The 26154-nt window shown below is 29.7% G+C and carries 31 protein-coding genes; 19 read left to right on the top strand and 12 right to left on the bottom strand.

Annotation, left to right across the window (positions count from 1 at the left end; genetic code table 11):
* Positions 1–267: 267 nt before the first annotated feature.
* The 3 genes from J7M77_RS11000 to rpsT all read right to left on the bottom strand — a co-directional run bounded on the left by J7M77_RS11000 (position 268) and on the right by rpsT (position 3685).
* The gene (locus J7M77_RS11000; protein ID WP_296878473.1) at positions 268–1110 is read right to left on the bottom strand and encodes a hypothetical protein; all 843 of its coding nucleotides are present in this window, start codon (positions 1108–1110) and stop codon (positions 268–270) included.
* Between the two features lie 500 nt (positions 1111–1610).
* Positions 1611–3386 carry an oligoendopeptidase F gene (pepF, locus tag J7M77_RS10995; protein ID WP_296878471.1) on the bottom strand — a complete coding sequence of 592 codons (1776 nt, stop codon included), beginning with the start codon at positions 3384–3386 and terminating at the stop codon, positions 1611–1613.
* Positions 3387–3424: 38 nt separating this feature from the next.
* Positions 3425–3685 carry a 30S ribosomal protein S20 gene (gene rpsT, locus J7M77_RS10990; RefSeq protein WP_296878469.1) on the bottom strand — a complete coding sequence of 87 codons (261 nt, stop codon included), beginning with the start codon at positions 3683–3685 and terminating at the stop codon, positions 3425–3427.
* A gap of 125 nt (positions 3686–3810) precedes the next feature.
* Here rpsT and gpr point away from each other — a divergent pair, with 125 nt between their 5' ends.
* The 4 genes from gpr to fmt all read left to right on the top strand — a co-directional run bounded on the left by gpr (position 3811) and on the right by fmt (position 6872).
* A complete protein-coding gene (gpr, locus tag J7M77_RS10985) occupies positions 3811–4767 on the top strand; it encodes a GPR endopeptidase (protein ID WP_296878467.1) in 957 nt (318 codons plus the stop codon).
* A gap of 44 nt (positions 4768–4811) precedes the next feature.
* Complete coding sequence (locus J7M77_RS10980) at positions 4812–5555, top strand: stage II sporulation protein P (RefSeq protein WP_296878466.1); 744 nt, start codon at positions 4812–4814, stop codon at positions 5553–5555.
* The gene (locus J7M77_RS10975) at positions 5552–5836 is read left to right on the top strand and encodes a hypothetical protein (protein ID WP_296878464.1); all 285 of its coding nucleotides are present in this window, start codon (positions 5552–5554) and stop codon (positions 5834–5836) included. The genes J7M77_RS10980 and J7M77_RS10975 overlap by 4 nt, the downstream gene beginning before the upstream one ends.
* An 82-nt stretch (positions 5837–5918) precedes the next feature.
* Positions 5919–6872 carry a methionyl-tRNA formyltransferase gene (gene fmt, locus J7M77_RS10970; protein ID WP_296878462.1) on the top strand — a complete coding sequence of 318 codons (954 nt, stop codon included), beginning with the start codon at positions 5919–5921 and terminating at the stop codon, positions 6870–6872.
* A 27-nt stretch (positions 6873–6899) separates the two neighbouring features.
* On the opposite strand, the gene J7M77_RS10965 is transcribed toward fmt, so the two are convergent.
* The gene (locus J7M77_RS10965) at positions 6900–7247 is read right to left on the bottom strand and encodes a VOC family protein (protein WP_296878460.1); all 348 of its coding nucleotides are present in this window, start codon (positions 7245–7247) and stop codon (positions 6900–6902) included.
* Positions 7248–7378: 131 nt separating this feature from the next.
* Between J7M77_RS10965 and J7M77_RS10960 the strand changes: the two genes are divergently transcribed.
* Together J7M77_RS10960 and J7M77_RS10955 are read left to right on the top strand one after the other, a co-directional pair.
* Entirely contained in the window at positions 7379–8218 is an 840-nt protein-coding gene (locus tag J7M77_RS10960; protein ID WP_296878458.1) for a Cof-type HAD-IIB family hydrolase, read from the top strand.
* A 2-nt stretch (positions 8219–8220) separates the two neighbouring features.
* Positions 8221–8571 (top strand): helix-turn-helix transcriptional regulator, encoded by a 351-nt coding sequence (locus J7M77_RS10955; RefSeq protein WP_296878456.1) that lies wholly within the window; start codon positions 8221–8223, stop codon positions 8569–8571.
* A 23-nt stretch (positions 8572–8594) separates the two neighbouring features.
* On the opposite strand, the gene J7M77_RS10950 is transcribed toward J7M77_RS10955, so the two are convergent.
* Genes J7M77_RS10950 through J7M77_RS10935 form a run of 4 tightly spaced genes read right to left on the bottom strand, consistent with a single transcriptional unit; the run spans position 8595 to position 11748 of the window.
* On the bottom strand, positions 8595–9560 hold the full coding sequence (locus tag J7M77_RS10950) for a hypothetical protein (protein ID WP_296878454.1): 966 nt from the start codon (positions 9558–9560) through the stop codon (positions 8595–8597).
* A 2-nt stretch (positions 9561–9562) separates the two neighbouring features.
* Positions 9563–10288, bottom strand: a complete 726-nt coding sequence (locus tag J7M77_RS10945) for a CpsD/CapB family tyrosine-protein kinase (protein WP_296878452.1) — start codon at positions 10286–10288, stop codon at positions 9563–9565.
* Positions 10289–11062: a CpsB/CapC family capsule biosynthesis tyrosine phosphatase gene (locus tag J7M77_RS10940; protein WP_296878450.1), complete on the bottom strand. Its 774-nt coding sequence runs from the start codon at positions 11060–11062 to the stop codon at positions 10289–10291.
* 2 nt (positions 11063–11064) lie between these two features.
* Positions 11065–11748: a YveK family protein gene (locus J7M77_RS10935; RefSeq protein WP_296878448.1), complete on the bottom strand. Its 684-nt coding sequence runs from the start codon at positions 11746–11748 to the stop codon at positions 11065–11067.
* A 407-nt stretch (positions 11749–12155) separates the two neighbouring features.
* On the opposite strand from J7M77_RS10935, the gene J7M77_RS10930 reads away from it, so the two are divergent.
* Positions 12156–14060 carry a nucleoside-diphosphate sugar epimerase/dehydratase gene (locus J7M77_RS10930; protein ID WP_296878446.1) on the top strand — a complete coding sequence of 635 codons (1905 nt, stop codon included), beginning with the start codon at positions 12156–12158 and terminating at the stop codon, positions 14058–14060.
* A 118-nt stretch (positions 14061–14178) separates the two neighbouring features.
* A complete protein-coding gene (gene loaP, locus J7M77_RS10925) occupies positions 14179–14697 on the top strand; it encodes an antiterminator LoaP (protein WP_296878444.1) in 519 nt (172 codons plus the stop codon).
* 26 nt (positions 14698–14723) lie between these two features.
* Here the strand turns inward: loaP and J7M77_RS10920 are convergent, their stop codons facing one another.
* Together J7M77_RS10920 and J7M77_RS10915 are read right to left on the bottom strand one after the other, a co-directional pair.
* Entirely contained in the window at positions 14724–14951 is a 228-nt protein-coding gene (locus J7M77_RS10920) for a zf-TFIIB domain-containing protein (RefSeq protein WP_296878442.1), read from the bottom strand.
* Between the two features lie 221 nt (positions 14952–15172).
* Positions 15173–16543 carry a transposase gene (locus J7M77_RS10915; RefSeq protein ID WP_296878440.1) on the bottom strand — a complete coding sequence of 457 codons (1371 nt, stop codon included), beginning with the start codon at positions 16541–16543 and terminating at the stop codon, positions 15173–15175.
* A gap of 110 nt (positions 16544–16653) precedes the next feature.
* Here J7M77_RS10915 and J7M77_RS10910 point away from each other — a divergent pair, with 110 nt between their 5' ends.
* On the top strand, positions 16654–16992 hold the full coding sequence (locus tag J7M77_RS10910) for a helix-turn-helix transcriptional regulator (RefSeq protein WP_296878438.1): 339 nt from the start codon (positions 16654–16656) through the stop codon (positions 16990–16992).
* 32 nt (positions 16993–17024) lie between these two features.
* Here the strand turns inward: J7M77_RS10910 and J7M77_RS10905 are convergent, their stop codons facing one another.
* Complete coding sequence (locus tag J7M77_RS10905; RefSeq protein WP_296878436.1) at positions 17025–17192, bottom strand: hypothetical protein; 168 nt, start codon at positions 17190–17192, stop codon at positions 17025–17027.
* Between the two features lie 134 nt (positions 17193–17326).
* Here J7M77_RS10905 and J7M77_RS10900 point away from each other — a divergent pair, with 134 nt between their 5' ends.
* The 5 genes from J7M77_RS10900 (at position 17327) to J7M77_RS10880 (ending at position 20783) form a co-directional block, all read left to right on the top strand.
* Complete coding sequence (locus J7M77_RS10900) at positions 17327–17908, top strand: zinc ribbon domain-containing protein (protein ID WP_296878434.1); 582 nt, start codon at positions 17327–17329, stop codon at positions 17906–17908.
* A gap of 41 nt (positions 17909–17949) precedes the next feature.
* A complete protein-coding gene (locus J7M77_RS10895; protein WP_296878433.1) occupies positions 17950–18498 on the top strand; it encodes a hypothetical protein in 549 nt (182 codons plus the stop codon).
* An 83-nt stretch (positions 18499–18581) separates the two neighbouring features.
* A complete protein-coding gene (locus tag J7M77_RS10890) occupies positions 18582–18983 on the top strand; it encodes a DUF2513 domain-containing protein (RefSeq protein ID WP_296878431.1) in 402 nt (133 codons plus the stop codon).
* Between the two features lie 314 nt (positions 18984–19297).
* Positions 19298–20209 carry an RluA family pseudouridine synthase gene (locus J7M77_RS10885; RefSeq protein WP_296878429.1) on the top strand — a complete coding sequence of 304 codons (912 nt, stop codon included), beginning with the start codon at positions 19298–19300 and terminating at the stop codon, positions 20207–20209.
* A gap of 88 nt (positions 20210–20297) precedes the next feature.
* Entirely contained in the window at positions 20298–20783 is a 486-nt protein-coding gene (locus J7M77_RS10880) for a hypothetical protein (protein ID WP_296878427.1), read from the top strand.
* Between the two features lie 22 nt (positions 20784–20805).
* Here the strand turns inward: J7M77_RS10880 and J7M77_RS10875 are convergent, their stop codons facing one another.
* A complete protein-coding gene (locus J7M77_RS10875) occupies positions 20806–21948 on the bottom strand; it encodes a D-alanyl-D-alanine carboxypeptidase family protein (protein WP_296878425.1) in 1143 nt (380 codons plus the stop codon).
* Between the two features lie 138 nt (positions 21949–22086).
* Here J7M77_RS10875 and J7M77_RS10870 point away from each other — a divergent pair, with 138 nt between their 5' ends.
* The 5 genes from J7M77_RS10870 to J7M77_RS10850 all read left to right on the top strand — a co-directional run bounded on the left by J7M77_RS10870 (position 22087) and on the right by J7M77_RS10850 (position 26009).
* Positions 22087–22410: an STAS domain-containing protein gene (locus J7M77_RS10870; protein WP_296878423.1), complete on the top strand. Its 324-nt coding sequence runs from the start codon at positions 22087–22089 to the stop codon at positions 22408–22410.
* On the top strand, positions 22410–22850 hold the full coding sequence (gene spoIIAB / locus J7M77_RS10865; protein WP_296878420.1) for an anti-sigma F factor: 441 nt from the start codon (positions 22410–22412) through the stop codon (positions 22848–22850). Before J7M77_RS10870 ends, spoIIAB begins: the two co-directional genes overlap by 1 nt.
* Complete coding sequence (locus J7M77_RS10860; RefSeq protein WP_296878418.1) at positions 22840–23559, top strand: SigB/SigF/SigG family RNA polymerase sigma factor; 720 nt, start codon at positions 22840–22842, stop codon at positions 23557–23559. Before spoIIAB ends, J7M77_RS10860 begins: the two co-directional genes overlap by 11 nt.
* A gap of 29 nt (positions 23560–23588) precedes the next feature.
* Positions 23589–24104: a signal peptidase I gene (lepB, locus tag J7M77_RS10855; protein WP_296878416.1), complete on the top strand. Its 516-nt coding sequence runs from the start codon at positions 23589–23591 to the stop codon at positions 24102–24104.
* Positions 24105–24254: 150 nt separating this feature from the next.
* Positions 24255–26009: a phosphoenolpyruvate carboxykinase gene (locus J7M77_RS10850; protein WP_296878414.1), complete on the top strand. Its 1755-nt coding sequence runs from the start codon at positions 24255–24257 to the stop codon at positions 26007–26009.
* Positions 26010–26154: the final 145 nt, after the last annotated feature.

Below are 26154 nucleotides of genomic sequence, written 5' to 3'. Positions count from 1 at the left end.
ATATCGTGATCGCCCAAAATCATCCCTCCTTTTTTTAAAAGTAACGGACAATTTCTAATCAAGTACATTATAGCAGTAAACTGTATTTAATAATAGAATTATCCGTTCTATTATATATATACAACCGTACTTGGTAAAATTACTTTTATTTTTTTTAAATTTGTAGCTTTTCTTATTTATTGAGAGAAATTTATAGACTTAAATCGTTTAAAACGGAAAATTAAGATGAAAAAGATGGTGGAATATTATACTGTAAATTATGTATAATTATTTAGAATTAATAATTTTTTTAGTTTTTGTATCTAGTCTTAAATATTTTATTTTGTAATTATCACTATATTTTTTTGAATTAATATAACATTTTTTATTAAGTAGGTTTTCATGGACGGATGATGAAACAATTGCTTCATAACAATTGTTTTCATTTTTTAATTGCTGTCCATACAATTGATTGTGGCAAATACATCTATTAATAGAGAAATTCTGAAGATATTCTATTATTCTTTCAATGTCCAAATAACTTTGATTTATAATTCGTGGATTAGATTTAAAAGCAATAACATTTGATATACAAAAGTATTTTTTGTCATTTCTATCTTTATCAATACAAAAGTTTAATTGTATATCTTGGATTCGATAATTTACAATAAATTTTGGAATCAGTTTTGTTTTACCAATATATTTATCGATATCAAAATTATACCAGGTTCCATACAATAATGCTTCGTTTAGAAACGGAAAGCATAAGACTCTATATCTAGTTGTTGCTTTATGCCAGTTTTTGCCATTGTTTGCTTTTTTTAAAGTATCAAGTGTGATGATTCTCTTTTTCATGTTTAAAAAACCTTGAATAGTCGAAAAAGATCCCTTGAATTTTAAAATTTTATGTTTTAAATTTTTATCATAAAATTCATGTAATTCCATAATGTGGGCAACATGACAAGCTTTGTTTTTAATTAGAAAAATGCTGTTATTTGAAAGTTCTACTTCTATAATATTTTTTTCTATTACGTTTTCGAAAAAATCACAATACATTTTTAGTGATATTTTATTTTCATCTGGTATTCTTTTATTTGCTATACATTTTTTAATATACTCTAAGTTTTCCAAAATAATCCTCCTATAAATAAAGCACTAGTGTCAATTTTCACTAGTGCTTTATAACATGCTAGCAAGTGCATCATAAATAATATGACCACTTCACTTGAATTATTTAGGTCCCTACAAGTACAGCAATAATAGCTTCGGGATGCGAGCTAGCCACGCAACTATTAGTTTTGATCTAATAGCATTTTATAAATCAAATGAGATAGGAAAATAAACTACCAGGTTAATTTAAAGAGGTAATATTTTTATCTCATTTATAATATATACCGAGATTTTTATTTTGTAAATATATTTTGAATATAAAAATGACGATATTTTTGCTTAAAGCACTGTTTAATTGAAACTATTGTTATCTAAATTATAATAAGTTATATTTAATGATAAAATTATTATTACATTATATATATACAACCGGGCTTGGTAAAATTACTTTTATTTTTTTTAAATTTGTAGAAATTTTTTATTTGAGAGTGTTTTTGGTAAGAAAAAATGCTTAGAAAATACTAAGCATTTTTCATTATTGTTGTAAATTGATTTAAAAGATCTTCAAAATAAGCGAAAGCATCCTGGTAGATTTGATCATCTAGTGGATCAACACCAGCTTTTTTTAGTAAGTTGACAGGAGCAGCGCTGCCACCAGATTTTAAGAAACTTAAATAATTAGTTACTTGTTCATTATCCCCGTTTAAGATTCGTTTAACAATAGCTAAAGCAACGGTCATACCTAAAGTATATTTATAAACGTAATAATTATAATAGAAATGTGGCACATAATAACAAGACCAGCCAGTTAGTTTATCTAAAGTAATTTCATCGCCATAATATTCTTGATTTAATTTAGTATATAAATCAGTAATCACTTTAGATGAAAGAGGTTCGTTATTTTCAGCCATAGTATGCAATTTATATTCAAAATCAGCAAACATTGGCTGTCTAAAGATCAAACCAACACAATTTTCTAATTGTTCATAGATAAAATATGCTCTTTCTTGATCGGTTTTAGCATTATTGATCATATAATTGATTAATAACGTTTCATTTACCGTTGAAGCTACTTCGGCAACAAAGATACGATAGCTGGCGTTAACAGATTCTTGATTATGATTTGATAAATAAGTATGGGCACTATGACCTAATTCATGGATCATTGTTGATAATGAATTGTAGTCACCGATAAAATTCATCAAAATAAAGGGATTAGAATCATAGCAGCCGCTAGAATAAGCACCAATACGTTTACCGGTAGTTGGATAATAGTCGATCCAGCGTTCGTTTCGAGCTTTATTGATGATTTCTAAATATTCTTGACCAAATGGCTGTAAACATTCTTTGATGATTTTAAAGCATTGATCGATCGTATATTTTTTCTTTACTGAACTAACTAGAGGAATATTTAGATCATAATTGTACATCGTATCCATCTTTAAGATTTCTTTTTTTAAATGATTATAGCGATGGAATAGGTGACGATATTTTTTATTTGCGTTTTCCAACACTTTAAAAAATAAATCACTTGGTACATCATCATCAAAAACACTAGCTTCTAAAGAATTATCAAATTTTCTAACATCAGCATAAAAAGCATCTTTTTTCATGACACCAGCTAATGTTTGAGCAAAGACGTTTTCATAGCGCTGATATTCTTTAAAAAAGTTAGTATAAGCCTGCTTTCTAACGTTAGGATCTTTGCTTTTTAAAAATTTATTTAAAGTGGCATTGTTTAATGTTTTGGCTTTACCATTTTCAATAACATCTTCAAATTCTAATCTCAATGCATCAAAAACTTGTGATGAAGTATCAGATATTTTTTCTACTTTAGCTAACAGTTCTTCTTGTTCTTTAGCTAAAATATGTGGTTTATATGATAATAAAGAATTAATCTTATATTGATATTTTTGCAATTTTGGATCTTTTAGATAACTTAATACTTTTGCTTCGTTATCAATGATTTCATTGTCGACAAAGGCAATTTTAACAGATGATGCTTCTAAGATTCCTAAAGTGGCTGCCATCATTGTCTGATAAGTTTGATTAGCTGGTTCAACGTCACAATTTAAATGAGCATAACAATATAATTTATTAATAATTCTTTCAACTTGATCTTTGACCGTCATGAAGTTATAAAAACTATCAATACTATTACAAATTTTATCTTTATAGCTAGCTAGTTCATCGATTAAATTTTTGGCTTTTTCAAGATCCTGGTAAAAAGTAGTTTCATTTTCATAGATCGTACTTAGATCCCAAGTATCTTCAATTGCGATATCTTTACGTTCCATAATTATTTTCTCCTTTAAAATAAAAACCCTATCATTAATTAGATAGAGTTTACAAGCTTAGCTAATCTTGATTTTTGTCTGCTTGCGTAATTTTTGTGATGAATTCCTTTTGATACTGAAGCATCTAATTTTGATGCAGCAACGTTGTATGCTGCAACAGCAGCTTCTTTATTTCCAGCTTCAACTTCTGTAATTACTTTTTTGATTGCAGTTTTTAAAGCTGATTTATATGAACGGTTTTTTGCTCTTTTTAAGTTATCATTTTTATAACGTTTGATTTGTTGTTTCATATTTGCCATGATCTTTCACCTCGCTTTTTTTCTTGCCCATTCATTATATATAAATAATTGGATAAATGCAACTTTTTTTTTGATTTTGGTGTATTAAAATTTGTGATTTGGTGATATTTATTTTAGGTGATAAGATGAATTCGAAATATATTCGTAGTGATTTAGCTAGTGAAGCGTTAACTGAGCTAGAATTAAACAATCATTATAACCATGAAGAGTATGTTAATAATGGTGTAAAAGTTGAATCAATTAAGATTTTAAAAGAACATCAAAGTATTAATCAAAAAGTGGGAACTTATATTGAAATTAGTTTTCAAGATTATAAACAGCAGGTAATTATTGATGAAGTAAGTAAGAATTTAAAACCATTAATTGATGAAATTGATTATCCTAAAATTTTAGTTGTTGGTCTAGGTAATCAGTTTTTAACTAATGATGCCATTGGTCCTAGAACTTTAAGAGATCTAAGAATTACTCATTTTTTGGATGATGAGGAAAAATTGATCAATCATTATTATGATATTTTAGGAATTGTACCCGGAGTAATGATTCAAACGGGAATGGAAAGTGCAGCAATCGTCAAGGCTTTAGTTACTAAAGAAAAAATTGATTTAGTTATTGTTGTTGATGCATTATGTGCTTATAACTATCATAAATTAGCTCATGTAATTCAAATCAATGATACGGGAATTAATCCTGGTAGTGGGATTGGTAATTATCGCCAGGCTATCAATGAACAGACAATTGGCGCGAAAGTCATTGCCATTGGCGTTCCAACCGTGATTTATGCCAGCAGTTTAGTTCGAGATGTGTTAAATTATACGCTTGATTATTTTGGTGACAGTTTGAATCCTTTAAGTAAATTAAAAGTAGGGAAACGTAATAAGTATCAAGGTAGTTTAAATGAATCACAAAAAGAAATGATGCTAGGACAGTTGGGTAAGTTAACAGATAGTGAATTGGAACTGTTGTTTAATGAGGTTTTAAATCCAATTGATTGTAATTTTGTCTTAAGTGATAAACAGATTGATGAACAATGTGAGATCATGGCTAAAATAATTAGTAAAAGTATTAATAGTTTGCGGTACTAAAAATAATCATCACTGCATACAATTAATTGTATGGTGGTGATGGAATGAGATTAAAAAATGGTATCTTGATTATGATGAAATTAGCGTTGATTATCGGGCTGATTGTTTATTTGCCAACTAAAGTAACTAATTATAATGCCCAGGTAATCAATGCCATTGATGATTCTAATGATACTACCACACTTACTGGTAATAGCCAAAGTAGTCAAACGGCGATAACAAAAGATAAAAAGATTCATATTTATAATACGCATCAAAGTGAAGAATATGCTGGCTATGATGTAATCTCTGGTGCTAACTATTTACAGCAGTGTTTAAATAATCTAGGTTATGGCTGTGATGTTGAGGGTAATGACTTTGAAAATTATAAGGCGGTTCATAATATTGCCTATAATAAGTCCTACACTGTTTCTAAAATGTATTTAGAAGAGAGTTTAAAGTTAAGTGGCGGGTATGATTTAGTAGTTGATTTTCATCGGGATTCGATTTCTAAAGAGTTATCGACAATAACTCATGAAAATAAAAATTATGCCAAAATTATGTTTGTCGTTGGTAAAAGCAGTGGTAAATTTGATGCTGTAAATCAATTATCACAAAATTTATCTGATATCGCTAATAGTATTGTTCCTAAAATTAGTCGTGGAGTTTATGTCAAGAGTTCTCATTATAATCAGGGGACAACTGACAATATGGTCTTAATCGAAGTAGGGGCACAAAGTAATACGAAAGAGGAAGTTCAGGCAACAGTAGAAGTAATTGCAAAGACAATAGGAGAGTATTTAGGATGAAAAATTTTTTGATCGATTTATGTTTAGTGGGAATGTTATTGTTTATAATTAATGGTTTATTTGGTAATTATCAAATTCAAAAAGAGGTTTTTAACCAGAATATTGAACAATTTGAAGAAACAGTTAAGGATAATCATGTTATTTCTAGTGATTATGGGATGATTGATGATGGTAAGGAAAATACTTTGTCATTGGTTGTTAAGGAAATTAGTGATGGTTGTATTAAAGTGATTGAAACACTAGTTTTGGTTATTTCTAATTTAATTAGCAGTTTGCTTTAAAATAGTGCCAAGTGGCACTTTTGTGTTTAAATAAGGAGCAAAAAAAGGTATAATGAAGCAAATGAAAGAAAGTGGTGGTTAAATGAAAGAGATAAAGATTGTATTTATGGGAACTGCAAGTTTTTCTAAGCAGGTCTTAGAAAGTTTGTTGGAAAATAATTATAATATTGTAGGTGTTGTAACGCAGCCTGATCGCCTAGTGGGTCGTAAAAAGGTACTTACAATGTCAGATGTTAAACAGGTTGCTTTGAAACATCAAATACCAGTATTACAGCCAGAAAGAATTAAAACTGATTATCAAGCAATCATTGATAGCAACCCGGATTTAATTATTACGGCTGCTTATGGACAAATTGTTCCAGAAGCTTTGCTTCAAACGCCACGCCTTGGCTGCATTAATGTTCATGCTTCTTTGCTTCCAAAATATCGTGGTGGGGCGCCAGTTCATTATGCGATTATCAATGGTGATGCAACTACGGGAGTAACGATCATGTATATGGCTAAAAAAATGGATGCCGGAAATATTATTTCCAGCCAGGAAGTGGTAATTGGAAATGAAGAAACAACAGGTGAATTATATGATCGTTTAAGTGAAGTTGGAGCTAAATTATTAATTGATACTCTTCCTAGTATCATTAGAGGAACTAATGCTTCGATAGTTCAGGATGAAACTTTGGTAACTTATGCGCCAACTATTTCTCGAGCAGATGAAAAGCTAGATTTTAATCAAAGTGCTACTGCTATTTATAATCGGGTTCGGGGCTTAAATCCTTGGCCAGGTGCTTTTACTACATATCAAGGTAAAACGGTTAAGATATGGGGTGGAATGGTTCACCAATGTGCTAATGCTAAGGCGCATCATAGTCACCAGGAAAACGGAACGATCGTCAAGATCTTTAAAGATGCAATTGGGGTTAAAACTGGTGATGGCATTTATTTGATTACCGATTTACAAATTGCGGGTAAAAAAAGGATGCTGGTTAAAGATTATTTAAATGGAAATAACATCTTTGCAGTGGATAGTAAATTTGAATAGTTAAAAAAAGCAACGCTGTTGCTTTTTTTATATGGGAGCGGTTAGTTCAATATGATTGCCTTCACTATCAATGAATTCAACAACCCAGTTATTCTTTATCTTAGTTAATGGGAAACATAATTCTAAATTTTTAATTTTTGCTGTTAAAATTTCAAGACTGCTAACTTCGATGCTGACAATACAGTTACTACCAAAAGTATGTTGTTCATTCATTTTTTGATAAGCGAATAAACCTAAGCGAAAACCATTGATATTAAAGATACTATAAATAGGATCATTTATGAAAACTTTCTGTTCAAAAAAATTTTCATAAAACTTAATTGCCCGGTCCATATCTTTGACACATAAATATAATGAATTGATTGTACATTCCATAATAATACCTCTTTCACTAAAGTATACCATAAAGCTAAAATAAGATAAATGTTTAATCATTTTATGAAAATAATATAACAAATTGATAAAATCTAGTATAATAAGTACAGATTTAAAATGGAGGAGTAAAAATGGGTAAATATTTGTTTTTTGATATTGATGGAACTTTAATGGGAGCTAGTAAACAGGTTACTGAAAAAACAATTGCGGGAATTCGTCAGGCTCGTAAAAACGGGCATAAAGCGTTTATATGTACAGGACGGGCACCAGTATCAATTATGAAGTCGATTCGGGAAATTGGCTTTGATGGGACTATTTCTTCAGCTGGCGGTTTTGTAAATATTGATGGAAAATATATTTTTGAAAACTTTATTAATCAATATGTTTTATCACAAGTAATGTTGTTATTTACTAATGCCAAGATCTTATTTAGTTTAGAAACTAAAGACGCTTTATATCAAACACCAGGAGTTAGAGATTTCTTTGATAAGAAAAATAGTAAGATCATGGAAAATAACTTAGAGTTGGCTCGTTTTTTAGAAGAACGTAAAAACGAAGAAGTACGGTTACCAATTAGTGAATTTGATATTTTAAAGCATAAAGTAACTAAGATGTGTTTTATTTCTGAAGATAAATTAGCGTTTTATGATTGTGTGAAATATTTAAATGAGTTTTTTAATATTGTAATATTTTCAAAAGAAAGCGATGACTTTATTAATGGTGAGATAATTTTGAAGAATTGTACTAAGGGAGATGCAATTGAACGGGCAGTTGCTTATTTAGGCGGTAAGATGGAAGATACGATTGCTTTTGGTGATAGTATGAATGATTTCCAAATGATTAGTGTAGCCGGTTATGGAGTTGTATCTATTTTGGCACCAGAGAAATTAAAAGCAATTGCTGATGATACTTTTGATGATCCTGATGATGATGGTATTTATAAAGCAATGAAACGTTTAGAGTTAATTTAATAATGGAACAATTTTTAGAAATTGGAAAAGTTTTAAAATGGATCAGAAAAACTAAGCGGATTAGCCAAGCTGAGCTGGCAAAACAGCTTAATTTAAGCAAAAGCACTATTTATCACTTTGAACATGATGGTAATATTAGTCTTAATAATTATTTAAAGTATTGTAAATGTCTACAAATAGATGCTTATTTGCCATTACTTATCTGTGGTAATGAAAATTGTGCTAAATTGTTTAAACAATTAATGAAAGTTAATTTAGACAGTGAAGCTTATGCAATGCTGATGGAAAGAATTTTAATTGAAGGAACGTTAAAAGAAACAGAGCTATTGGTTAAAATGCTTAGTGATAAGTAAAAGCACTACAAAACGTAGTGCTTTTAGTCTAGATAACCAAGTTCAGTTAATTTTTCATATATTTTGTTTGCCAGTAATTGATTGTAAGAATTATTACCATGGTTACTATCAAGCAATAAGCTTGATGGAACATTACCATTTGCAATCATAGCTTGATCATCACTGGTAGCACTAATCTTAGCATCATTTAAACCGTCAGTTAACAAATAATTTTTAAAGTCTAAATAATGACTGCCATAACTGTTGGCTAAAAGATTATTAGTACTATCGCGATCATCGATAGTTAAAGAGATAACTAAATATTTATCAGTGTTAAAAGTATTGATAATTTGTTTTTGATAGTTTACTAAACTGCCTTGAACACTTTCTTCATAAGAACCAGTAAATAAGATCAAAATACGATCTTGTTCAAGTTCAGGTTTTGTAACTTCAACTTTGGTTAAATTAGTTATCATTGTTGAACTGCCAGCTTCACTTCGTTTAAAAACTAGCTGATTAGTTGTTTGATTGTAACTGATTGAACCACTAATATTGTTGATAGAACAATTTTCAATTCCCGTTTTACTATTTAAAAGAGCGTCTTGAGCTTCGCCGTTTTCATTTAGTAAAGTAATGGCAACTTCATTGGTATTACCAGGAATAGTTAAATCATCAACATATATATCCTGGCTAGCAAATTTAATTGCTAAAGCGCTAGTATTAATACTACTGTCACCAATAACCTTAATATCATTGGAAACTTTGTTTTTTAAATAATCAGGATAACTAGTTGCGTTATCTTGACCGATTGTAAAACTATCACCAACACAATAAATAGTTGGTAAATCTTTACTGGACGGTTTTTTATTGTTGTTTGTTTGGGCAACATCAGTTGTATATTTTTTAGCGAACTGATTAGTTTGATAACGGTCAAATAATACAATTGCAAGGATCAAAGCGATTAATACTGGAACGATAATAAAGAACAATTTGTTATTTTTTCTTTTCATTTTTAATAGTAATGGTAGTAACCATTATGAGCTCCATCTTGTTCTACTTGAGTTAAGATTGTTCCAAGAATATTGACGTTGTTTTTTTGTAAAACCTCAATAGAAGCTTTAGCATCCTTACGATTTGTAATTGTTGAAGAACAAACAAAAACAGTTCCGTCAACAACATTTCCAATTGGAATAGCATCACTAACTGCCATGATTGGTGGACAGTCAATAATGATGAAATCATATAATTGTTTTAGATCATTAATAAATTGTTTAAAAATATCACTACCAATTAATTCAGTTGGATTAGGTACTTTAACCCCTGATGTTAAAACAGATAATTTCCCAACAAATGATTCATCTTCATAAAATTGAAAGCATTTAGAACTAATTTTCTTTTCTTCACCATATTCCATTAAGGCATTAGTTAATCCTCTAGAGTTTGATAATTTTAAATAACGATGAATTGTTGATTTTCTAAGGTCACAGTCAATTAATAGTACTTTTTCATATTTAGTTGCAAAAATCATTGCTAAGTTGATTGAAGTTGTACTTTTAGATTCTCCAGGAATAGAAGAAGTAACATTGATAGCTTTGACATTTTGACCAACAGTAGAGTATTCAACGCTTGTTCGAATATGACGATAAACTTCTTTGAAATCAATTTTAGTATGTTTTCTTTCAGGTTGGGTAATTAAAAATGTTTGTACTTCATGATTTCTTTTTTTACTTTTTAACATTTATTTTCTCCTTTTGAACCATCGTATTTTAGAATTTTTATGAACTTTAACTAATTCAGGCTTTTGGCCATTAATTACAGCTAAAGGATTATCATACATTAATTTAATGATATCTTCGCTTTGATACTTTTTGCTTAAATAATCATAAGTATCTTGTAAATTAGGACTGCGCGAACCTGATGGCTGATGGACATCGTTAGCAATCACATGAACCATACCAGCTTCCAATAAAGTAATTGCGTTTTCATAAGCAGTACCATTTTGATTTAAAATACTAGAACTATTGATTTGAATAACATATCCACGATCGATCCATTCTTGAATGATATCAAGATTTAAATGGCGATGGAAATATCTTTCCACATGTGCGACTACAATGTTATGTTTTAAACTATATTCATAAATTCTTTCATCATAATCTTCAGGTAATTTTTGAGTTACATTAAACTCTAATAAAACATAAGGACCATCATTAATCGTTAAATAATTTTGATTATCTAATGCAGTTAAATAATCACTATTAAGCATGATCTCACAGCCAGAATAAACTTCAATGTTTAATTCTTTAGCTAAGATTTTTAATTCATCAATGCGATGTTTGATTTTGTTAAATTCAGTTTCAGTAGTTGTTCCTGGTGTAATGTGCGGTGTTGCAACGATTTTAGTAATATTTTGAGCTTTAGCTGCTTTTAAAGCTGCATAAGCATCATCGATGTTTTGAATTCCATCATCAATATGCCAGGCATAATGACTATGTAAATCGATAAATTCCATAATTATTCCTCAAAATAAGGAACAGTTCCTAGTAATGGTACACCAAGAATTTGTTCAGCTTGTTCACCAGTTTTGATCTTTGTATCTAATAAATAAGTTAATAAAACATAAGCTAAACTTAGCACAATACCGATAATAGCACCAATAATGATATTTTTGATCATGCTTGGTGATACTGGATTAGGATTAATTTCTGGCTGATCAACAATAGTTAAGTTAGTTACATTTAGTTTTTCTTGAACTAAATTTGTAAATACTGTAATTGTTTCATCAATAATATTTTTTGATAATTCAGGATCACTAGTAGTGGCACTGATTTCAATGATTTGTGTTTCAGTTGTATTTGTTACTGATAGAGCATTACGTACTTCTTCAATGGTAATGTTTAAGTTATCAGCAACTTGGTTTTGAATTGTATTACCCTCTAGTAATTCGATATAGTTATTTACCATCATGTTATTTGCACTAAGTTGTGATGAATCGATTGAACCGTCAACTACTTCTGCTTTTAATAAAATACTACCCTCTGAAGCATATTTTTTATCAATTAGAAAAGTTGTTGCAGCTACGGCAATAATCACACCAACTAAAGCTAAAACAATGACTAATTTCAAATTCTTTTTGATTAACTTAAATAATTCCGATAAGTCAATTTCTACTTCATCATTTAATTCTGTTTTTTCCATATGTCCTCCCAACAAATATATTTAGTTTTCATTTAATATATTATTAACATAAAAAAATAACTATTCGCATAGTATTATCCTTTATCAAGTAAAAAAAAGCAACATTTTATTTGCAAAAATCTTAAAAAAATCTCGATTATATAATATATTTATTAGAATTTAGGCTTAGTTGTTATTTTAAAGGTAAGAAAACGTGATTTTTGTTTAATTTTTCAATGTAATAAACTGGAGTTATATTGTCACTAGTGGTAAAAAGATTTATTAAAATAAAAAAATTGCTCGAAACTACTTGATTTTTGATGGAGAATAAGAATAATATACCTTGTGTAAATGTTTTTAAATATAATAAATAAAAATAAAATTTACTTGTGATAATAAAATTGAAAAGAAATGGGAGAGGAAATTAAATGGGAGATAGTGCTAAGCTTAATATTAGGAGATTTTTTTTAGTTGGTCTAGATATTATTAGTATCATTGTTGCCGCCTATGGATCACTGTTGTTAAGATTTAACGGACCAATCGATGCAATGTATTTACAGCGTTTAAACAGTATCATCTTTTTACTAGTATTAGTAAATGTTGCTGTTTTTGTCTGTTTTCGTCTTTATCACAGCTTATGGCAATTTGCCTCAATCACGGAGTTAAAAAATATTGTTTTAGCAGCTGGTTTAAATAGTGCTTTAAATGTTACTGTTTGTGAGGTGACTGGTAGAGGCTTACCTAAAAGCTGTTATGTGATTTATTTTTTGCTGTTGCTTGCAACAGTAGGGGGAAGTCGTTTTTTATATCGCTTTATTCGTCTATATAAGTCAAGAGTCAATAATGCTAAAGAAAGACGGCCGTTAGAAAAGGTCTTGATCATTGGTGCTGGAGTAGCCGGAGAAAAGGTTTTAAGAGAAATCAATAACTCTGATCATATTTATAAGGAAGTTGTCTGCTTTATTGATGATGAACCGACTAAATGGAAAAGACAGATTCATGGGGTAGAAATCTATGGTGGTCGTAATAAGATCATTGAAGCCGTAGAAAAATATGATGTTAATGAAATCTTAGTAGCGATGCCTTCGATCAGTAAAAAAGAACTGGCAGAGATATTGAATATCTGTAAGGAAACGATGTGTTCAATCAAACGTTTACCAGGAATTTATCAGTTTATTAATGATGATATTCATATTAGTGACTTTAAGGATGTTGAAGTTCAGGATTTATTAGGAAGAGAACCAATTACAGTAAATTTAGATGATATCATGGGTTATGTAACTGGCAAGGTAGTCATGGTAACTGGTGGTGGTGGATCAATTGGAAGGGAGTTATGTCGTCAGATTGCTGCCAATAAGCCAAAAACATTGATCATTGTTGATATTTATGAAAATAATGCTTATGATATTCAGTTAGAATTAAAACATAATTATCCAGATTTACATTTGGAAACAATGATTGCATCAGTAAGAAATACAGTTAAAATTGATAACCTGTTTGCAACCTATCGCCCTGATATTGTTTATCACGCGGCAGCCCATAAACATGTACCGTTAATGGAAGATTCACCAAATGAAGCAGTAAAGAATAACGTTTTTGGAACTTTAAATGTAGTTAAAGCGGCTGATAAATATCAGACTCAGCGTTTTATCTTAATTTCAACCGATAAAGCGGTTAATCCAACTAATATCATGGGTGCAACTAAACGATTATGTGAAATGATCGTCCAGACTTACAACAAACGCTCTAGTACTGAATATGTAGCGGTAAGATTTGGAAACGTCTTAGGTTCTAACGGATCAGTAATTCCGTTATTTAAAAAACAGATCAAGGAAGGGGGACCGGTAACGGTAACTCATCCGGATATCATTCGTTATTTTATGACAATTCCTGAAGCAGTATCCTTAGTATTGCAGGCAGGAGCTTATGCCAAAGGTGGCGAAATCTTTGTTTTAGATATGGGAGAACCGGTAAAAATAGCCGATATGGCCAGAAACTTGATCAAATTATCAGGGTATGAACCAGATGTAGATATTGATATTGTTTATACGGGCTTAAGACCAGGTGAAAAATTATATGAAGAGCTGTTAATGGAAGAAGAAGGATTACAGGATACACCAAATCATATGATTCATATTGGAAAACCAATTGAATTAAATGAAGAAGTATTTTTAGGGCAGTTAGTTAGCTTAAAAGAAGCAGCTTATCATGAAAGCAAAGATATTCGAACAATGGTAAAAGAAATTGTACCAACTTATCAGTATAAAAAAGAAGAAACAATAAAAACACCAAACATTACAATTGAAGAAAATAAAGAATTAATTAATGTATAAATCTAATTATTTAAAATAATTGTCGCTAGGTCGCATTGTTTAAAGATAATTTAAATTGATGGAATAATAGTCGGCATGTCTATGTCGACTATTATTTTGTTTTAATGGGGGAAGTTACATGTGTAATAACTGGTATGTAATTCAAGTGCGCAGCGGTAGAGAAGAGGAAATCAAAAATACCTGTATGAAACTGATTACTAAAGATGTTTTACACGAGTGCTTCATTCCTCGGACTATCCGCAAAAAAAAGTTTCGGGGTACCTGGATTGAAATAGAGGAAATACTATTCAAGGGCTATGTTTTTATGGTCACTGATCAAATTGATGTTCTTTTTAATAAATTAAAGATGATTCCTGATCTGACTAAAGTATTAGGGAATGATGGTGAATTTATTTGTCCATTATTAAAAGAAGAAGTTCTTTTTTTAATGAATTTTGGTAAAGAGGATCATATAGTTTCCATGTCAACAGGGTATATTGTCGGTGATAAAGTTAATATTATTCATGGGCCATTGATGAATCATGAAGGGATGATTAAAAAGATAGATCGTCATAAACGGATTGCTTATATTGAAGTGAGTTTATTTGATCAGGTAGTTATTGTTCAAGTTGGGTTAGAAATTATCAGCAAAAAATAAAAAAGTAATCATTGCGATTACTTTTTTTATTCACCACCGAAAATTTCTAAAATATCACCTAAGTTAAATCCTTTTTTCTTTTTTGGACCATTATTAGAAGGATTGTTATGTGAACTGTTTGATGAACGCTCGATGATTTTTTCTAATTCTCCACGATCCAGCCAAATACCGCGACATTCTGGGCAATAATCAATTTCTACACCATGTTTTTCAGCCATTAGTAAAGTAACATCTTTGCATACTGGACATTTCATGTTTTTTTTTCCTCCTTTTTATGATTATATCATAGTTTTAAAAATAGATACAATCTTTTAAATCAATAACTTCAATTCGTAAAGTAAGCATTTTTAATTAAAAAGTCGATTCAATTATCGGCTTTTTTTGATTTGACATTTACATTTTCAGTATTAAAACAGTAGAAATTATATTTTTTATATTGTTTCTATACATGATTCAGGCATAATAATCCTGCAAGCTATTTTAAAAATTTTAAAATATACTCTTTAACATCTTCTCTACAGTTGTCTCTAAATTCAATAAATTCCTTTAAACTTAAAATACAGAAATATTCACCGCTATATAATACTAAGTAGTTTAAAAATTCTTCCTGATAATTTTTTAGAATAACAGGCAAACATTTGCCAATATACTTTTCGCCTTCTTCAGTTGTTAAATATAGCTGATAAAACAAATAACCGAAAAGTACACAAACAATATGAAAACTGATTACATTTAATTTTGTGCTGTGAAAATCTTCAAGTTTCCAAAAATCTTTTAACTGTCTAAAATCTTCTTCAATTTCAGGGCGCAGTTCATAAGTTAAAATAATTTCTTTAGCACTCCTACTCATATCAGTAGTTGTAATAACAGCATATGATTGAGTTTCTTTAAACCAGATAACTGCGGCATTTAAAGGGATATATTCTTCAACTTCATTTCCACCCCATAATGCATCAACATTTGGCACATGACATATCATCTGATCCTTTCTTGCAGGATGCAGCTGCCAGTCATCAAGTTCTTCAGCCAATGCCAGAGCCATCTGATATTCAGCCATATTTTTCTTCATAGGTATATACACGTCTACTTTACGCTGTTCTTTTAAATATTTCATCATTTCTCTGGAGATAAATCCACGATCCATAATTAAAATGTCGCCTTCTTTTAGGCATGAAGAGTTTAGTAAAATATCTTTGCTCAATTCTAAATCGTGAACAGACGCCGTATCAAACCTTACCTCTTCTATTATTCCCGAATCACCTACTATACCTCTTAAAGAAGACAGCTTATATCCCCGATAGGGTTTATTAGTATTGTGATCATAAGTCATTGATGAGTTTTCGTAATTTTTGTTATCAATATTTACTTTGATTTTTGTACAGTCTAGAACATGTATATCTGGTGACAGTTCAGTCATTTTAAATATATGATCTTGAACAACATCATTATAATAATTAAATATATCTTCCCAATTATATTTACCTAATAAGTGACGTATTGTACCTTCCTTAAACCAGCCTTTAGCACAATCTGTATTAATTGCAGCATAGCCAAGCTCCGCTAAAGTCCTGTGATCTCGAATAGCATAAGGTATATCAGTTAAGCTCATTCTTGATTTCATTTTGGCTGCAACAGCCAATGCCATAATAAAATTTAATGGAATAAATGAATTTTCATTTCTTTTGTCAGGAAATCCGTTATTCAGGCATTCTAAGATACCTTCTTTTTTCATAGAAAGGATAATATCATCGATAAGATTGCTGTTACTTGCAACAATACCGTCTAATACTTTATTGTTAACTTGTTTTAAAACTCTGTTTTTATCTAATTTACATATAGTTAACATACAGCATACTCCTTTCTCACTCACAGTATAGCATATTGCAGTTGTTCCTTCAATAATTAGTTGACAAAAAGTTCACATTTAATAAAATATAATTAGAAAGAGGTGGTATTATGGAAAAAGAAATAAACGAAATAAAATCGCATATAGGAGCGAGAATCAAAAGCCTCAGAATAAGGAACAAATTATCTCAAATAGATCTTGCCAATAAAGCTGGCGTAAGTAAAGCTATTATTTCTGCCTATGAAAACAATATTAGAATGCCGTCTATAGATATATTAATTAAGCTTTCATTAATATTTGATGTTCCTGTTGGAATATTCTTTTATAAACCGACAAAAAAAGAAGAAAATACAATCGATGTTTCTGGTCTTACTTCTGCACAAATAGCAGTAGTAGAAACAGTTGTGCGTTCATTCAAAAGAGATAATAAATATGACGAAAAATTCTAATATTAATAAAAGCAAAAAGCAAAAAAAGAAGATTAGTTATCTTCTTCCATATCGTTTAAAGCATATTCAATACATTTAACTACAAGCTTGTTGAGAGAAATATTCTTTTCATCACAGATTTTCTCCATTTTTTCAACAAGCTTTTTATTTATGCGAAAAGTCTTGTTTACATATTCTTCCCGTTCAATTTTAAAAGGCATATATATCACTCCATTTCCTTATAAAATAATATTATTGGAAATTTCTTTCATAATATACACTTAATATATCGTGCTATTTACACTTGTAAAATCATGTATAATTATGTAATATATAAGTGAAAGGAAGGGAAATAATGATTTGTAGAAAATGTGGAAAAGAAATTAGAGATGATGCGTTATTTTGTGATTTTTGTGGATATGATCAGCGAAAAGATATTCAAATTTTGAAAATTAATGACTTAAAGTCCAAGTTTTTAATAAATAAACGTAAAAATATACTTATCTCAACGTTATGCATTGTTTTTTGTTTATTTTTATTTTGGAATCATTTTTCATTAAGTTCTATTGAGAAAAAAATTTATGAAGGCTGTATAGAATTAAAATCGTGTTTAAAAAATCCAGATTCTTTTTGTTTGCCTGATAATGAAGCAACTGTTATTACAAATAAGAAAAGTGGGACAATATACATAATTTTGCAATACGGCGGAACCAATTCATATGGTGGTGTAGTTACATCAGAGGCAGTATTTGAAAATGGTGAATATATTATGGATTATGGAGATTATGACAAAACAAACAGCAAACATATTGAAGTGATGTCGGCGTTAAAAACTTATGAGTTTTCAATATCAACAAATGGAATAGAAGACAATAAAAATTGGCAAACTGATTTTGTTAATTTGGATAAAATAAAAAAGAAACTTAATATTAACTGATTATCAATCAAAGAAAATATATTACACGAGGTGAAAATAGTATGAAAAAAATATTTATTTATTGCATAATTTGTTTAAGTTTAATTACATGGATAACAGGTTGTTCCTCTAATAATGATGAAGGCATTTCGCAAAACAAAGAAGAAACAACTCAAAATAATGAAAAACAAGAAACTTCAAATAAAAACAAAACTAATGAAGAACAAAAAAAACAGGAAAACATAGTTTTATTAGATCAGGATAATATTTATATTGAATATAGAGGAATAATTGAGTATTCATTAGAAACTTGGATGATGAATATATACATTGAAAACAATAAAGATTCTGATGTATATATCATCTTTTCTGATTCGTTGATAAATCAATCAGAAATTGGGTTTTCTAATGGCTATGCGACTATTAAAGCAAATAGTAAATATCTATCAGAACCAAACTTTGATTTTCTTATAGATTTGGAGGATTTGAATGCTTACAGCATAGATTCGATTGATAATTTAAGCTTTCAATTAAGTATATATACAGAGTTGCTTGGTGATTTAATATTAGAAAAATCAATTGAATTAACTCCAAATAAATCTATAAATTAAATAAGCTCTTCTGATGAGAGCTTATTTTTAAATCAATTTATATTTTATGCTATAATTTATAAGAAGAAAGTGAGGTGAATTTTATGAAACTAAATCCTGATTATGTCCGATATTGTTTGATATGGTTAGAAGAAAATTTAAATTATGGCAATGAAGTGATGAGTGGAATCATGACAAATAAAATTATAGAAAAATATGATTTAGATAACAGTACAAAAGATAGTATACTTTATGCTATTAAACAATTACATGATAGCCATATGATTCAGGCAAAACCATTAACCGAGTTATCGTCTAATCAACACTATGTTATTTTTGATATTACACCTGCTGGTCATGAATTTTTAGCAGATATTAGAAATGATAATGTTTGGGAAAAGGTTAAAGAAAAAGGAAAAGAGCTCGGGGTATCGTCACTTAAATCATTGATGACAATTGCCGAGCGAGTTGTTTCTACAATCATAATAAGTAATATAGGATCTTAATTGCAGAAATCATTGATTATTCTTTTCATAGCATAATCAATGATTTTTTTTATTTCTTTTTTATCTATGTTCCAATTGTGTTCTGTTTCTGCAAAATACATTAACCCAAGACAAAATGCTCTGTAATAAAACCATTTCCATACACAGACTGTGATAACTATAAATATTAAAATGTAGGCCATTTTCAATCATCCTTTCTATTTTTTTTATTTATTTGATATGTTTTTATTTATAATTTTAGTTACTTTACGAATTGAAGAAATCAATAATAATTTTAAAAAATTATGTTATAATGCTAGTGCTAGGAGATGAAAATGATGAAATATTGGATCAAAGGAAATTATTTAGTATTAAAAATAGATGACTTGTTTGCAGGAAAAACAATTGATGAGGTTTTTGCCTATTTTTGTTTAGCTAAAAAGACCATTCATTTAATGAAACAGCATAAGCAATATTTATTGAATAATCAATATGTACAAAGTAATACGGTATTAAAAGATAATGATATGCTTAGTATTTTAGCTTATGATGAGGGAATTGATTATGCTTATGAGCTCTATGATTTAAAGGTAGTTTATGAAGATGATTTTATCTTAGTTGTTGATAAACCAGAAAAAACAGCAATTTATCCTGAACATAAAACAGAAACGGGAACATTGGCTAATTATGTAGCTAATTATTATTTAGAAACTAATCAATTTTATCCAGTCCGTCCGATCCATCGTTTAGATGTGGATACTACGGGATTGGTAATCTTTTGTAAATGTGCTTTGTTACAGCCTAAATTAGATTTGATGTTAGCTAATAAAGAAATAAATCGCAGTTATATTGGCGTATGCCAAGGAATTTTAAAAAAAGATTGTGTAATCGATAAGCCAATTGGTCGTGATCGTCATCAAAATCGAATGCGAATTAATATGCATGGTAAAAAGGCTAAAACTAGGCTTAGAGTGATTAAACAAAATAAAGCTGACAATTATACAGTGATTGCCTGTCAGTTAGAAACAGGACGAAAACATCAAATTAGAGTGCATTTACAAGCCATCAATCATCCCTTGTTAGGGGATAAGTTATATGGAAATGAAAGTAAATTTATTAATCGAGTGGCATTACATGCTTATAAAATTGCTTTTAGACATCCTTTATTGAACCAGGAAGTTGAAGTTTTTGCTTCACTTCCTAATGATTTTAAGTTTATTGGAACAGTTGATTTGAAAACTATCTAATTCTTAACCTTCTTTTTACTTAAATCTACTAGTTTTTAATTTAGTAATTGGTAGAATTTTTCTATATAAAAAGAAGGGTGGAATAGTAGTGGTAAAGCGTTTTTCGTTGTTGGTCTTTTTTAGGTATTTTGTAATTTATCAGTTAGTAATTGTTGGTTTAGGCGTAATCGGATTTTTGTTGAGTGGTCAAATTGAGTATTTATTAGCTGCTTTAATGATATTTTTAATAATATGTTTATTGCAATGGATTAAATTAGAATCGACTTTTATTATTGTTCTTAGTAATCAGATAATTTATCGTCATCAAAATAGTATAATTAATTATCTTGGTAAAAAAATGGGAATTTGCAACCTGGATATTAGTAATTATGAGGATTATCAGTTTATTGATGTTAGTGAAATTATTTTTAAATTTAATTATTTGATTGTTAAAGGAAGAATCGTTAAAAGAAGTTATTGTATTTATATGGATGATGAACAAGTCTGTCAAAGCCAGCAGTTTTACCAGGAAATCAGGATTCCTCGAGTGTACTATCAAGTTGAACAGTTATTTAAAGATAACTTTGGATTTTAATAGTAAGGTAGAAACCTTACTATTAAAATAAATATTTAAAAGTTTTAATTGTTTTAGATAAAAAAGTGGCTTTACTTACATCGTTATCACTATAAAGGGGATAACTGGCAACTATTTTATTATCAATGATTACTTCTAAGGTGGCCACTTGGTCACCTTTATTTATAGGTAATAGATCTTGATTATAGGTGATTTTAGTTGTGGCTTTTTGATCGTTATTTTTAGCTTTAGTATAAACAATATCCTGGTGACACTTTACATCAATAGTAAGATTATCCATTTGATCAACAACATGCTGTTCAATTAAATCATTTTTTTGATAGAGGGTAACTTGTTTATAGTTATTAAAACCATAATCTAATAGATTACACATTTCTTCGTTTCTTGTTTTTGGGGCACTTTCTTTCATTAATACACCAATAATTCGCTGATTGTCTTTTTTGGCCGTAGTTACTAGACAATAGCCAGCTTCTTTAGTATAACCGGTCTTTAAACCATCAACACCATCATATAATTTCAATAGTTTATTAGTATTAACGAGCCAGAAACTTTGAGTACTATCTTCACGAATATAACTGTCATATAATGAAGTGACACTAAGCAAATCTTTACCACCGATTTCAATTAAATAAGCCGCCATGATGGCTAGATCATGTGGACAGGTATAGTGATTGGGATGATGTAATCCGGTGGCATTTTCAAAATGAGTGTTGACCAAGTTTAATTCTTTAGCTTTTTCATTCATCATGGCTACAAATTTTTCGATACTTCCAGCAATATATTCACCAACGGCTACACTGGCATCATTAGCACTTGCAATTGCAATTGATTTAAACATATCTTTTAAACTCATTTTTTCACCAACTTCTAAATATACTTGACTACCACCCATGCTGGCAGCATATTTGGAGGTAGTTATTTCATCTTCAAAACTTATCTTTTTATCATTTATGGCTTCGAACATTAAGATCATCGTCATAATTTTAGTAGTTGATGCGGGAAATAATTTTTCTTGCGCGTTTTTTTCATAGAGAACTTGTCTAGAACTGGCTTCAATTAAAATGGCGCCACTAGCATTAGGAGTGACATCATTATCGACAGCATTAATTTTTTTTATTGGTAAAAGACTAAATATTAGTAAGATTATTAAAATTTTTTTAATCAATTTGATCGCCTCAGTAAATAATATGTCCAAGTTTGATAAAAATACATAAGACTTTTTTTGTTGTCTTAATTCTAGTTTTGTCGAAACCATTTATTCATGGTTTTAAAAGATGTAAGATAGCCTTGAGGAGATGAGTTTGTGGAAAATAAGATAGAATATAAGATTTTAGAGGATAAAATTGTTGTTTATTTTTATGGTGAATTAAGCTGTAGTTATATTGGTAAATATCGTAGTTTATTAAGCGGTATTTTAGATAAGGGTAATGGTCCGGTATATTTTGATTTTAGTAAAACTAGTTTTATTGACAGTTCGGGAATTGGCTTAGTATTAGGCCGTTATAATCAGTTGCAGCTAGATCATCGTAAATTATATTTAGCGAATTTATCAAAAACGGCTTATAAAGTTTTTGAGTTAGCCGGGATGTTTGAATTAATGGAATATGTTGAGGAGGTCAAGGGGTAATGAATCAGATGGAACTTAGTTTTAGTGCCAAAATTGAAAATGAACCATTCGCTAGAACGAGTGTTGCTTCATTTATCACGGCATTAAATCCAACGATTGACCAGGTAGTTGAAATAAAAACAATTATTAGTGAAGGAGTAAGTAATGCCATTATTCATGGTTATCAAAATAATCCTGAATGTAATGTAATTATTAAGGTTAGTATTGAACCTGAACGTCTAGTTAAAATCGTGATTCAGGATTATGGTAAAGGAATCGTTGATGTTGAAGCAGCAAAACAGCCAATGTATTCTTCTTTAAAAGAGTTAGAACATGCGGGGATGGGGCTTACGATCATTGAAGCTCTTTGTGACAGTTTGGAAATTCATTCAACACCAGATTTAGGAACAAAATTAACGATCAAAAAACAGTTGAAAGATATTGGTTTCGATGGCAAATAAAACCATTGAACTGATTCAAATGGCACAAAACGGGGATGAACAAGCCAAAGAATTAGTCGTTAGTCAAAATTTAGGGTTAGTTTGGTCGATTGTCCATCGCTTTAAAAACAATTATTATGATAAAGAGGATTTGTTTCAAATTGGCTGTATTGGGTTAATGAAAGCAGTAAATAATTTTGATACTAGTTATGGAGTACAGTTTTCAACTTATGCAGTTCCCATTATTATGGGTGAAATCAAACGTTATTTTCGTGATGATGGAACGATCAAAGTAAGTCGTTCGTTAAAAGAACTTAATTTAAAAATTAATAAAGCTAGAGAAGTGCTGATTAATCAAACGGGACATGATCCAACGATTGAACAGCTGGCTAGTTATTTAAAAGTTGATCAGCAGGATATTGTTGAAGCAATTGATTCATCATATTATCCAACGTCTTTAAGTGAACCGATTTATGAAAAAGATGGTTCTTCGATTTCGATGGAAGAAAGAATTGAAAATAAGCATAATTCAATGTGGTTTGAAAAAATCGCATTAGAGATGGAAATGGAAAAACTTGATGAAAAAGAAAAGTTGATTTTATATATGCGCTATCACTTGGATTTTAATCAAGAACGAGTCGCTAAAAGATTAAATATTTCCCAGGTCCAGGTTTCTCGTTTAGAAAAGAAAATTATTGCAAAATTACGTAGTCACTTGAATGAACAATAAAAAATGATATAATGTCTTCAGGTGATAGGATGGAAGAGATTGCAAAAAGTAAAAAGAGGGTTTTATTAGAGTATTTAAGAGTTATTGTTGTTACTTTGATAGTTACTTATGGTGTTTTATATTTTGTTCAAATATCCAGAGTGTATGGATCATCAATGTTACCAACATTCCATGAAGGTAATATTGTTTTAGTTGATAAAGTATTTTATAAACATAATGAACCTAAACGTAATGATATTGTGGTGGTTGATTATCGAGATGCTAATGAAAATGAAACTTATATTATTAAACGAGTTATTGCAGTTGGTGGTGATCATCTAGAAATTAAAGATAATCAAGTTTATTTAAATGGTAAACTGTTAAAAGAGGATTATATTAATGAAGTGATGATTAATAATGAGGATATGGTTATTGATGTTCCTGAAGGAAAGATTTTTGTAATGGGGGATAATCGTAACAATAGTCTTGATTCTAGAAGACTGGGTTATTTTGATTTTGAAGATGATGTGATTGGTAAGGTTTTCTTTACACTACCTTTCTTTTAAATTAATAAAGGTCCTATGGGGCCTTTTTGGCTTTTGGAAAAAATTAATTTTTTTATCAATAAGTATTGTATACAATATGTCTTTTATGGTAAAATGACACAAAATCAATAAGTGGGGGTATTGCTTATTGGTTTAAGAAAGGGTGATAAGATGTCATATAAATTTAAAATTGTCCGCGGAAACGCGATCTTGAATTTCTCTGAAGAATATTGTCAATCACGCTGTCAGTTGATTGAAAGTGAATCGTTTGCGCGAGTATTGCGTGGGTTTGTAAGCGAAGGTAAAAGAAAAGAAAACACTACTTATACTTATTTAAAAGAAGTTAAGAGTGAAAACATTGACATTGTAAATGATTTAAGAACTATTTTTAAATTATTATTAGTTATGCCAGTTGAAGAACTTTTATCTTCATATCCTCATTTTGAAGGATATTTTAGAGATCGTAATGAATTCGTTAAAGTAATTGAGGAAGTATATTTATTCTGGCGTAGATTACAACGTTATAGCATTGTTTATAATGAAACAACTAGTCGCGGGTATCAAAATGTTCAGTTCCCTGATGCTCAAGCTAAATTTGAAGAACTAGTATTATCAGTTTATCGTACGATCAAAAAAGCTTCTATCGGTTATACTGAAAGAGTTCTTCGTCAAATTACGGCTGGGGTTAACGCTGGTTTAAGAGTTACAAATATGCGTTCTTTTTTACCGTATGAATACCGTAATTTAGATGATATTCCTTTTATTGAAAATGTAATTATTCATCCACCATTTATTACTTATTCAAAACGTAATAAACGTGATGGTATTTTCCCTGAAGTTAAATATAATCCACTTGAAGATTTAAAATTTGATTCAGAACAATGGTTCTGTTATCCAGCTAAAGTTGGTAACTTACTAGCATTTGTTTATTTCAATGTTGCTTTTATGGCTCAAGGGGTTGCGTTATGTAACTTATTTGAATTAGCTAGTGAAGAAGAATATCGTAATCGTAAACCAGATATTATTTATGTTTATGGTTATGAAGATGGTAAGAAAAACCAAAGCTTCTCTCAAGATGATGAAAATGATATGATGGTAGCTTTACTTTCAGCTAGTGATGATTTTGATTATTTTGGTTACATGAAAAAAATGATGTTAACTTTACACAATGTTCGTAAAATCAATCAACGTCAATTACCAGTTCATGGTGCTATGGTCAAAGTTACTTTACACTCTGGTGATGTTAAAAACATTGTTGTTATGGGTGATAGCGGTGCTGGTAAATCAGAAACAATTGAACAAATCAAAGTATTTGGTGCCGCTTATATTCGTGATTTAGTAACGGTATATGATGATATGGGTGTTTTATATCTAGATGATAAAGGACAAATTAAATCATCAGGAACAGAAATTGGAGCTTTCGTTCGTCTAGATGACTTAGATGCTGGATATAGCTTTAAAGAATTAGACCGTTCTGTTTTCATGAACCCAGATAAAGTTAATGCACGAATTGTAATTCCAATTACTGATTATCGTGATGTAGTTGCTCCTCATGAAGTAGATATGTTCTTATATGCTAATAACTATGAAGAAAAAGGAGAAGCTTTAAGTTTCTTTGATGATGTTGATAGTGCTTTAGAAGTATTTAGAGCTGGTAACCGGATGTCTAAAGGTACAACAACTGAATATGGTTTAGTTGGCAGCTTCTTTGCCAATCCATTTGGACCAGTACAACGTCAAGAACAAACGGAAATCTTATTAAATGATTACTTTAATCGGATGTTTAAACAAGGTGTTAAAGTAGGTCAATTAAGAACACGTTTAGGTATCAAAGGTTACGAACATCGTGGACCTCAAGAAGCAGCAATTGAAATTTTAAAATATATTACTGGTGAAAAAGAATTAAAAAAATTAGATGAAGAATAAAAAACGTCTTATTGACGTTTTTTTGTTATATAGGAATTTAGATTCGTTTAGGTGAAAATCAAAAGCACCCAGCCTGTACGTATATCATTACAGCCGGGTGTTTCTGTGAAACTGAAAAAGTGTTAGAAAATTACTGTTTTTTCCT

Origin of the sequence: Thomasclavelia sp. (assembly GCF_017889095.1) — a bacterium.
In the GTDB taxonomy this organism is placed as follows: domain Bacteria; phylum Bacillota_I; class Bacilli_A; order Erysipelotrichales; family Coprobacillaceae; genus Thomasclavelia.
This window is presented reverse-complemented; position numbering and strand designations above follow the sequence as displayed.

Excerpts from the sequence above, each read along its gene's own strand:
- pepF (WP_296878471.1), bottom strand. The coding sequence starts at position 3,386 with ATGGAACGTAAAGATATCGCAATTGAAGATACTTGGGATCTAAGTACG.
- rpsT (WP_296878469.1), bottom strand. The coding sequence starts at position 3,685 with ATGGCAAATATGAAACAACAAATCAAACGTTATAAAAATGATAACTTA.
- gpr (WP_296878467.1), top strand. The coding sequence starts at position 3,811 with ATGAATTCGAAATATATTCGTAGTGATTTAGCTAGTGAAGCGTTAACT.
- J7M77_RS10980 (WP_296878466.1), top strand. The coding sequence starts at position 4,812 with ATGAGATTAAAAAATGGTATCTTGATTATGATGAAATTAGCGTTGATT.
- J7M77_RS10975 (WP_296878464.1), top strand. The coding sequence starts at position 5,552 with ATGAAAAATTTTTTGATCGATTTATGTTTAGTGGGAATGTTATTGTTT.
- fmt (WP_296878462.1), top strand. The coding sequence starts at position 5,919 with ATGAAAGAGATAAAGATTGTATTTATGGGAACTGCAAGTTTTTCTAAG.
- J7M77_RS10965 (WP_296878460.1), bottom strand. The coding sequence starts at position 7,247 with ATGGAATGTACAATCAATTCATTATATTTATGTGTCAAAGATATGGAC.
- J7M77_RS10960 (WP_296878458.1), top strand. The coding sequence starts at position 7,379 with ATGGGTAAATATTTGTTTTTTGATATTGATGGAACTTTAATGGGAGCT.
- J7M77_RS10955 (WP_296878456.1), top strand. The coding sequence starts at position 8,221 with ATGGAACAATTTTTAGAAATTGGAAAAGTTTTAAAATGGATCAGAAAA.
- J7M77_RS10950 (WP_296878454.1), bottom strand. The coding sequence starts at position 9,560 with ATGAAAAGAAAAAATAACAAATTGTTCTTTATTATCGTTCCAGTATTA.
- J7M77_RS10945 (WP_296878452.1), bottom strand. The coding sequence starts at position 10,288 with ATGTTAAAAAGTAAAAAAAGAAATCATGAAGTACAAACATTTTTAATT.
- J7M77_RS10940 (WP_296878450.1), bottom strand. The coding sequence starts at position 11,062 with ATGGAATTTATCGATTTACATAGTCATTATGCCTGGCATATTGATGAT.
- J7M77_RS10935 (WP_296878448.1), bottom strand. The coding sequence starts at position 11,748 with ATGGAAAAAACAGAATTAAATGATGAAGTAGAAATTGACTTATCGGAA.
- J7M77_RS10930 (WP_296878446.1), top strand. The coding sequence starts at position 12,156 with ATGGGAGATAGTGCTAAGCTTAATATTAGGAGATTTTTTTTAGTTGGT.
- loaP (WP_296878444.1), top strand. The coding sequence starts at position 14,179 with ATGTGTAATAACTGGTATGTAATTCAAGTGCGCAGCGGTAGAGAAGAG.
- J7M77_RS10920 (WP_296878442.1), bottom strand. The coding sequence starts at position 14,951 with ATGAAATGTCCAGTATGCAAAGATGTTACTTTACTAATGGCTGAAAAA.
- J7M77_RS10915 (WP_296878440.1), bottom strand. The coding sequence starts at position 16,543 with ATGTTAACTATATGTAAATTAGATAAAAACAGAGTTTTAAAACAAGTT.
- J7M77_RS10910 (WP_296878438.1), top strand. The coding sequence starts at position 16,654 with ATGGAAAAAGAAATAAACGAAATAAAATCGCATATAGGAGCGAGAATC.
- J7M77_RS10905 (WP_296878436.1), bottom strand. The coding sequence starts at position 17,192 with ATGCCTTTTAAAATTGAACGGGAAGAATATGTAAACAAGACTTTTCGC.
- J7M77_RS10900 (WP_296878434.1), top strand. The coding sequence starts at position 17,327 with ATGATTTGTAGAAAATGTGGAAAAGAAATTAGAGATGATGCGTTATTT.
- J7M77_RS10895 (WP_296878433.1), top strand. The coding sequence starts at position 17,950 with ATGAAAAAAATATTTATTTATTGCATAATTTGTTTAAGTTTAATTACA.
- J7M77_RS10890 (WP_296878431.1), top strand. The coding sequence starts at position 18,582 with ATGAAACTAAATCCTGATTATGTCCGATATTGTTTGATATGGTTAGAA.
- J7M77_RS10885 (WP_296878429.1), top strand. The coding sequence starts at position 19,298 with ATGATGAAATATTGGATCAAAGGAAATTATTTAGTATTAAAAATAGAT.
- spoIIAB (WP_296878420.1), top strand. The coding sequence starts at position 22,410 with ATGAATCAGATGGAACTTAGTTTTAGTGCCAAAATTGAAAATGAACCA.
- J7M77_RS10860 (WP_296878418.1), top strand. The coding sequence starts at position 22,840 with ATGGCAAATAAAACCATTGAACTGATTCAAATGGCACAAAACGGGGAT.
- lepB (WP_296878416.1), top strand. The coding sequence starts at position 23,589 with ATGGAAGAGATTGCAAAAAGTAAAAAGAGGGTTTTATTAGAGTATTTA.
- J7M77_RS10850 (WP_296878414.1), top strand. The coding sequence starts at position 24,255 with ATGTCATATAAATTTAAAATTGTCCGCGGAAACGCGATCTTGAATTTC.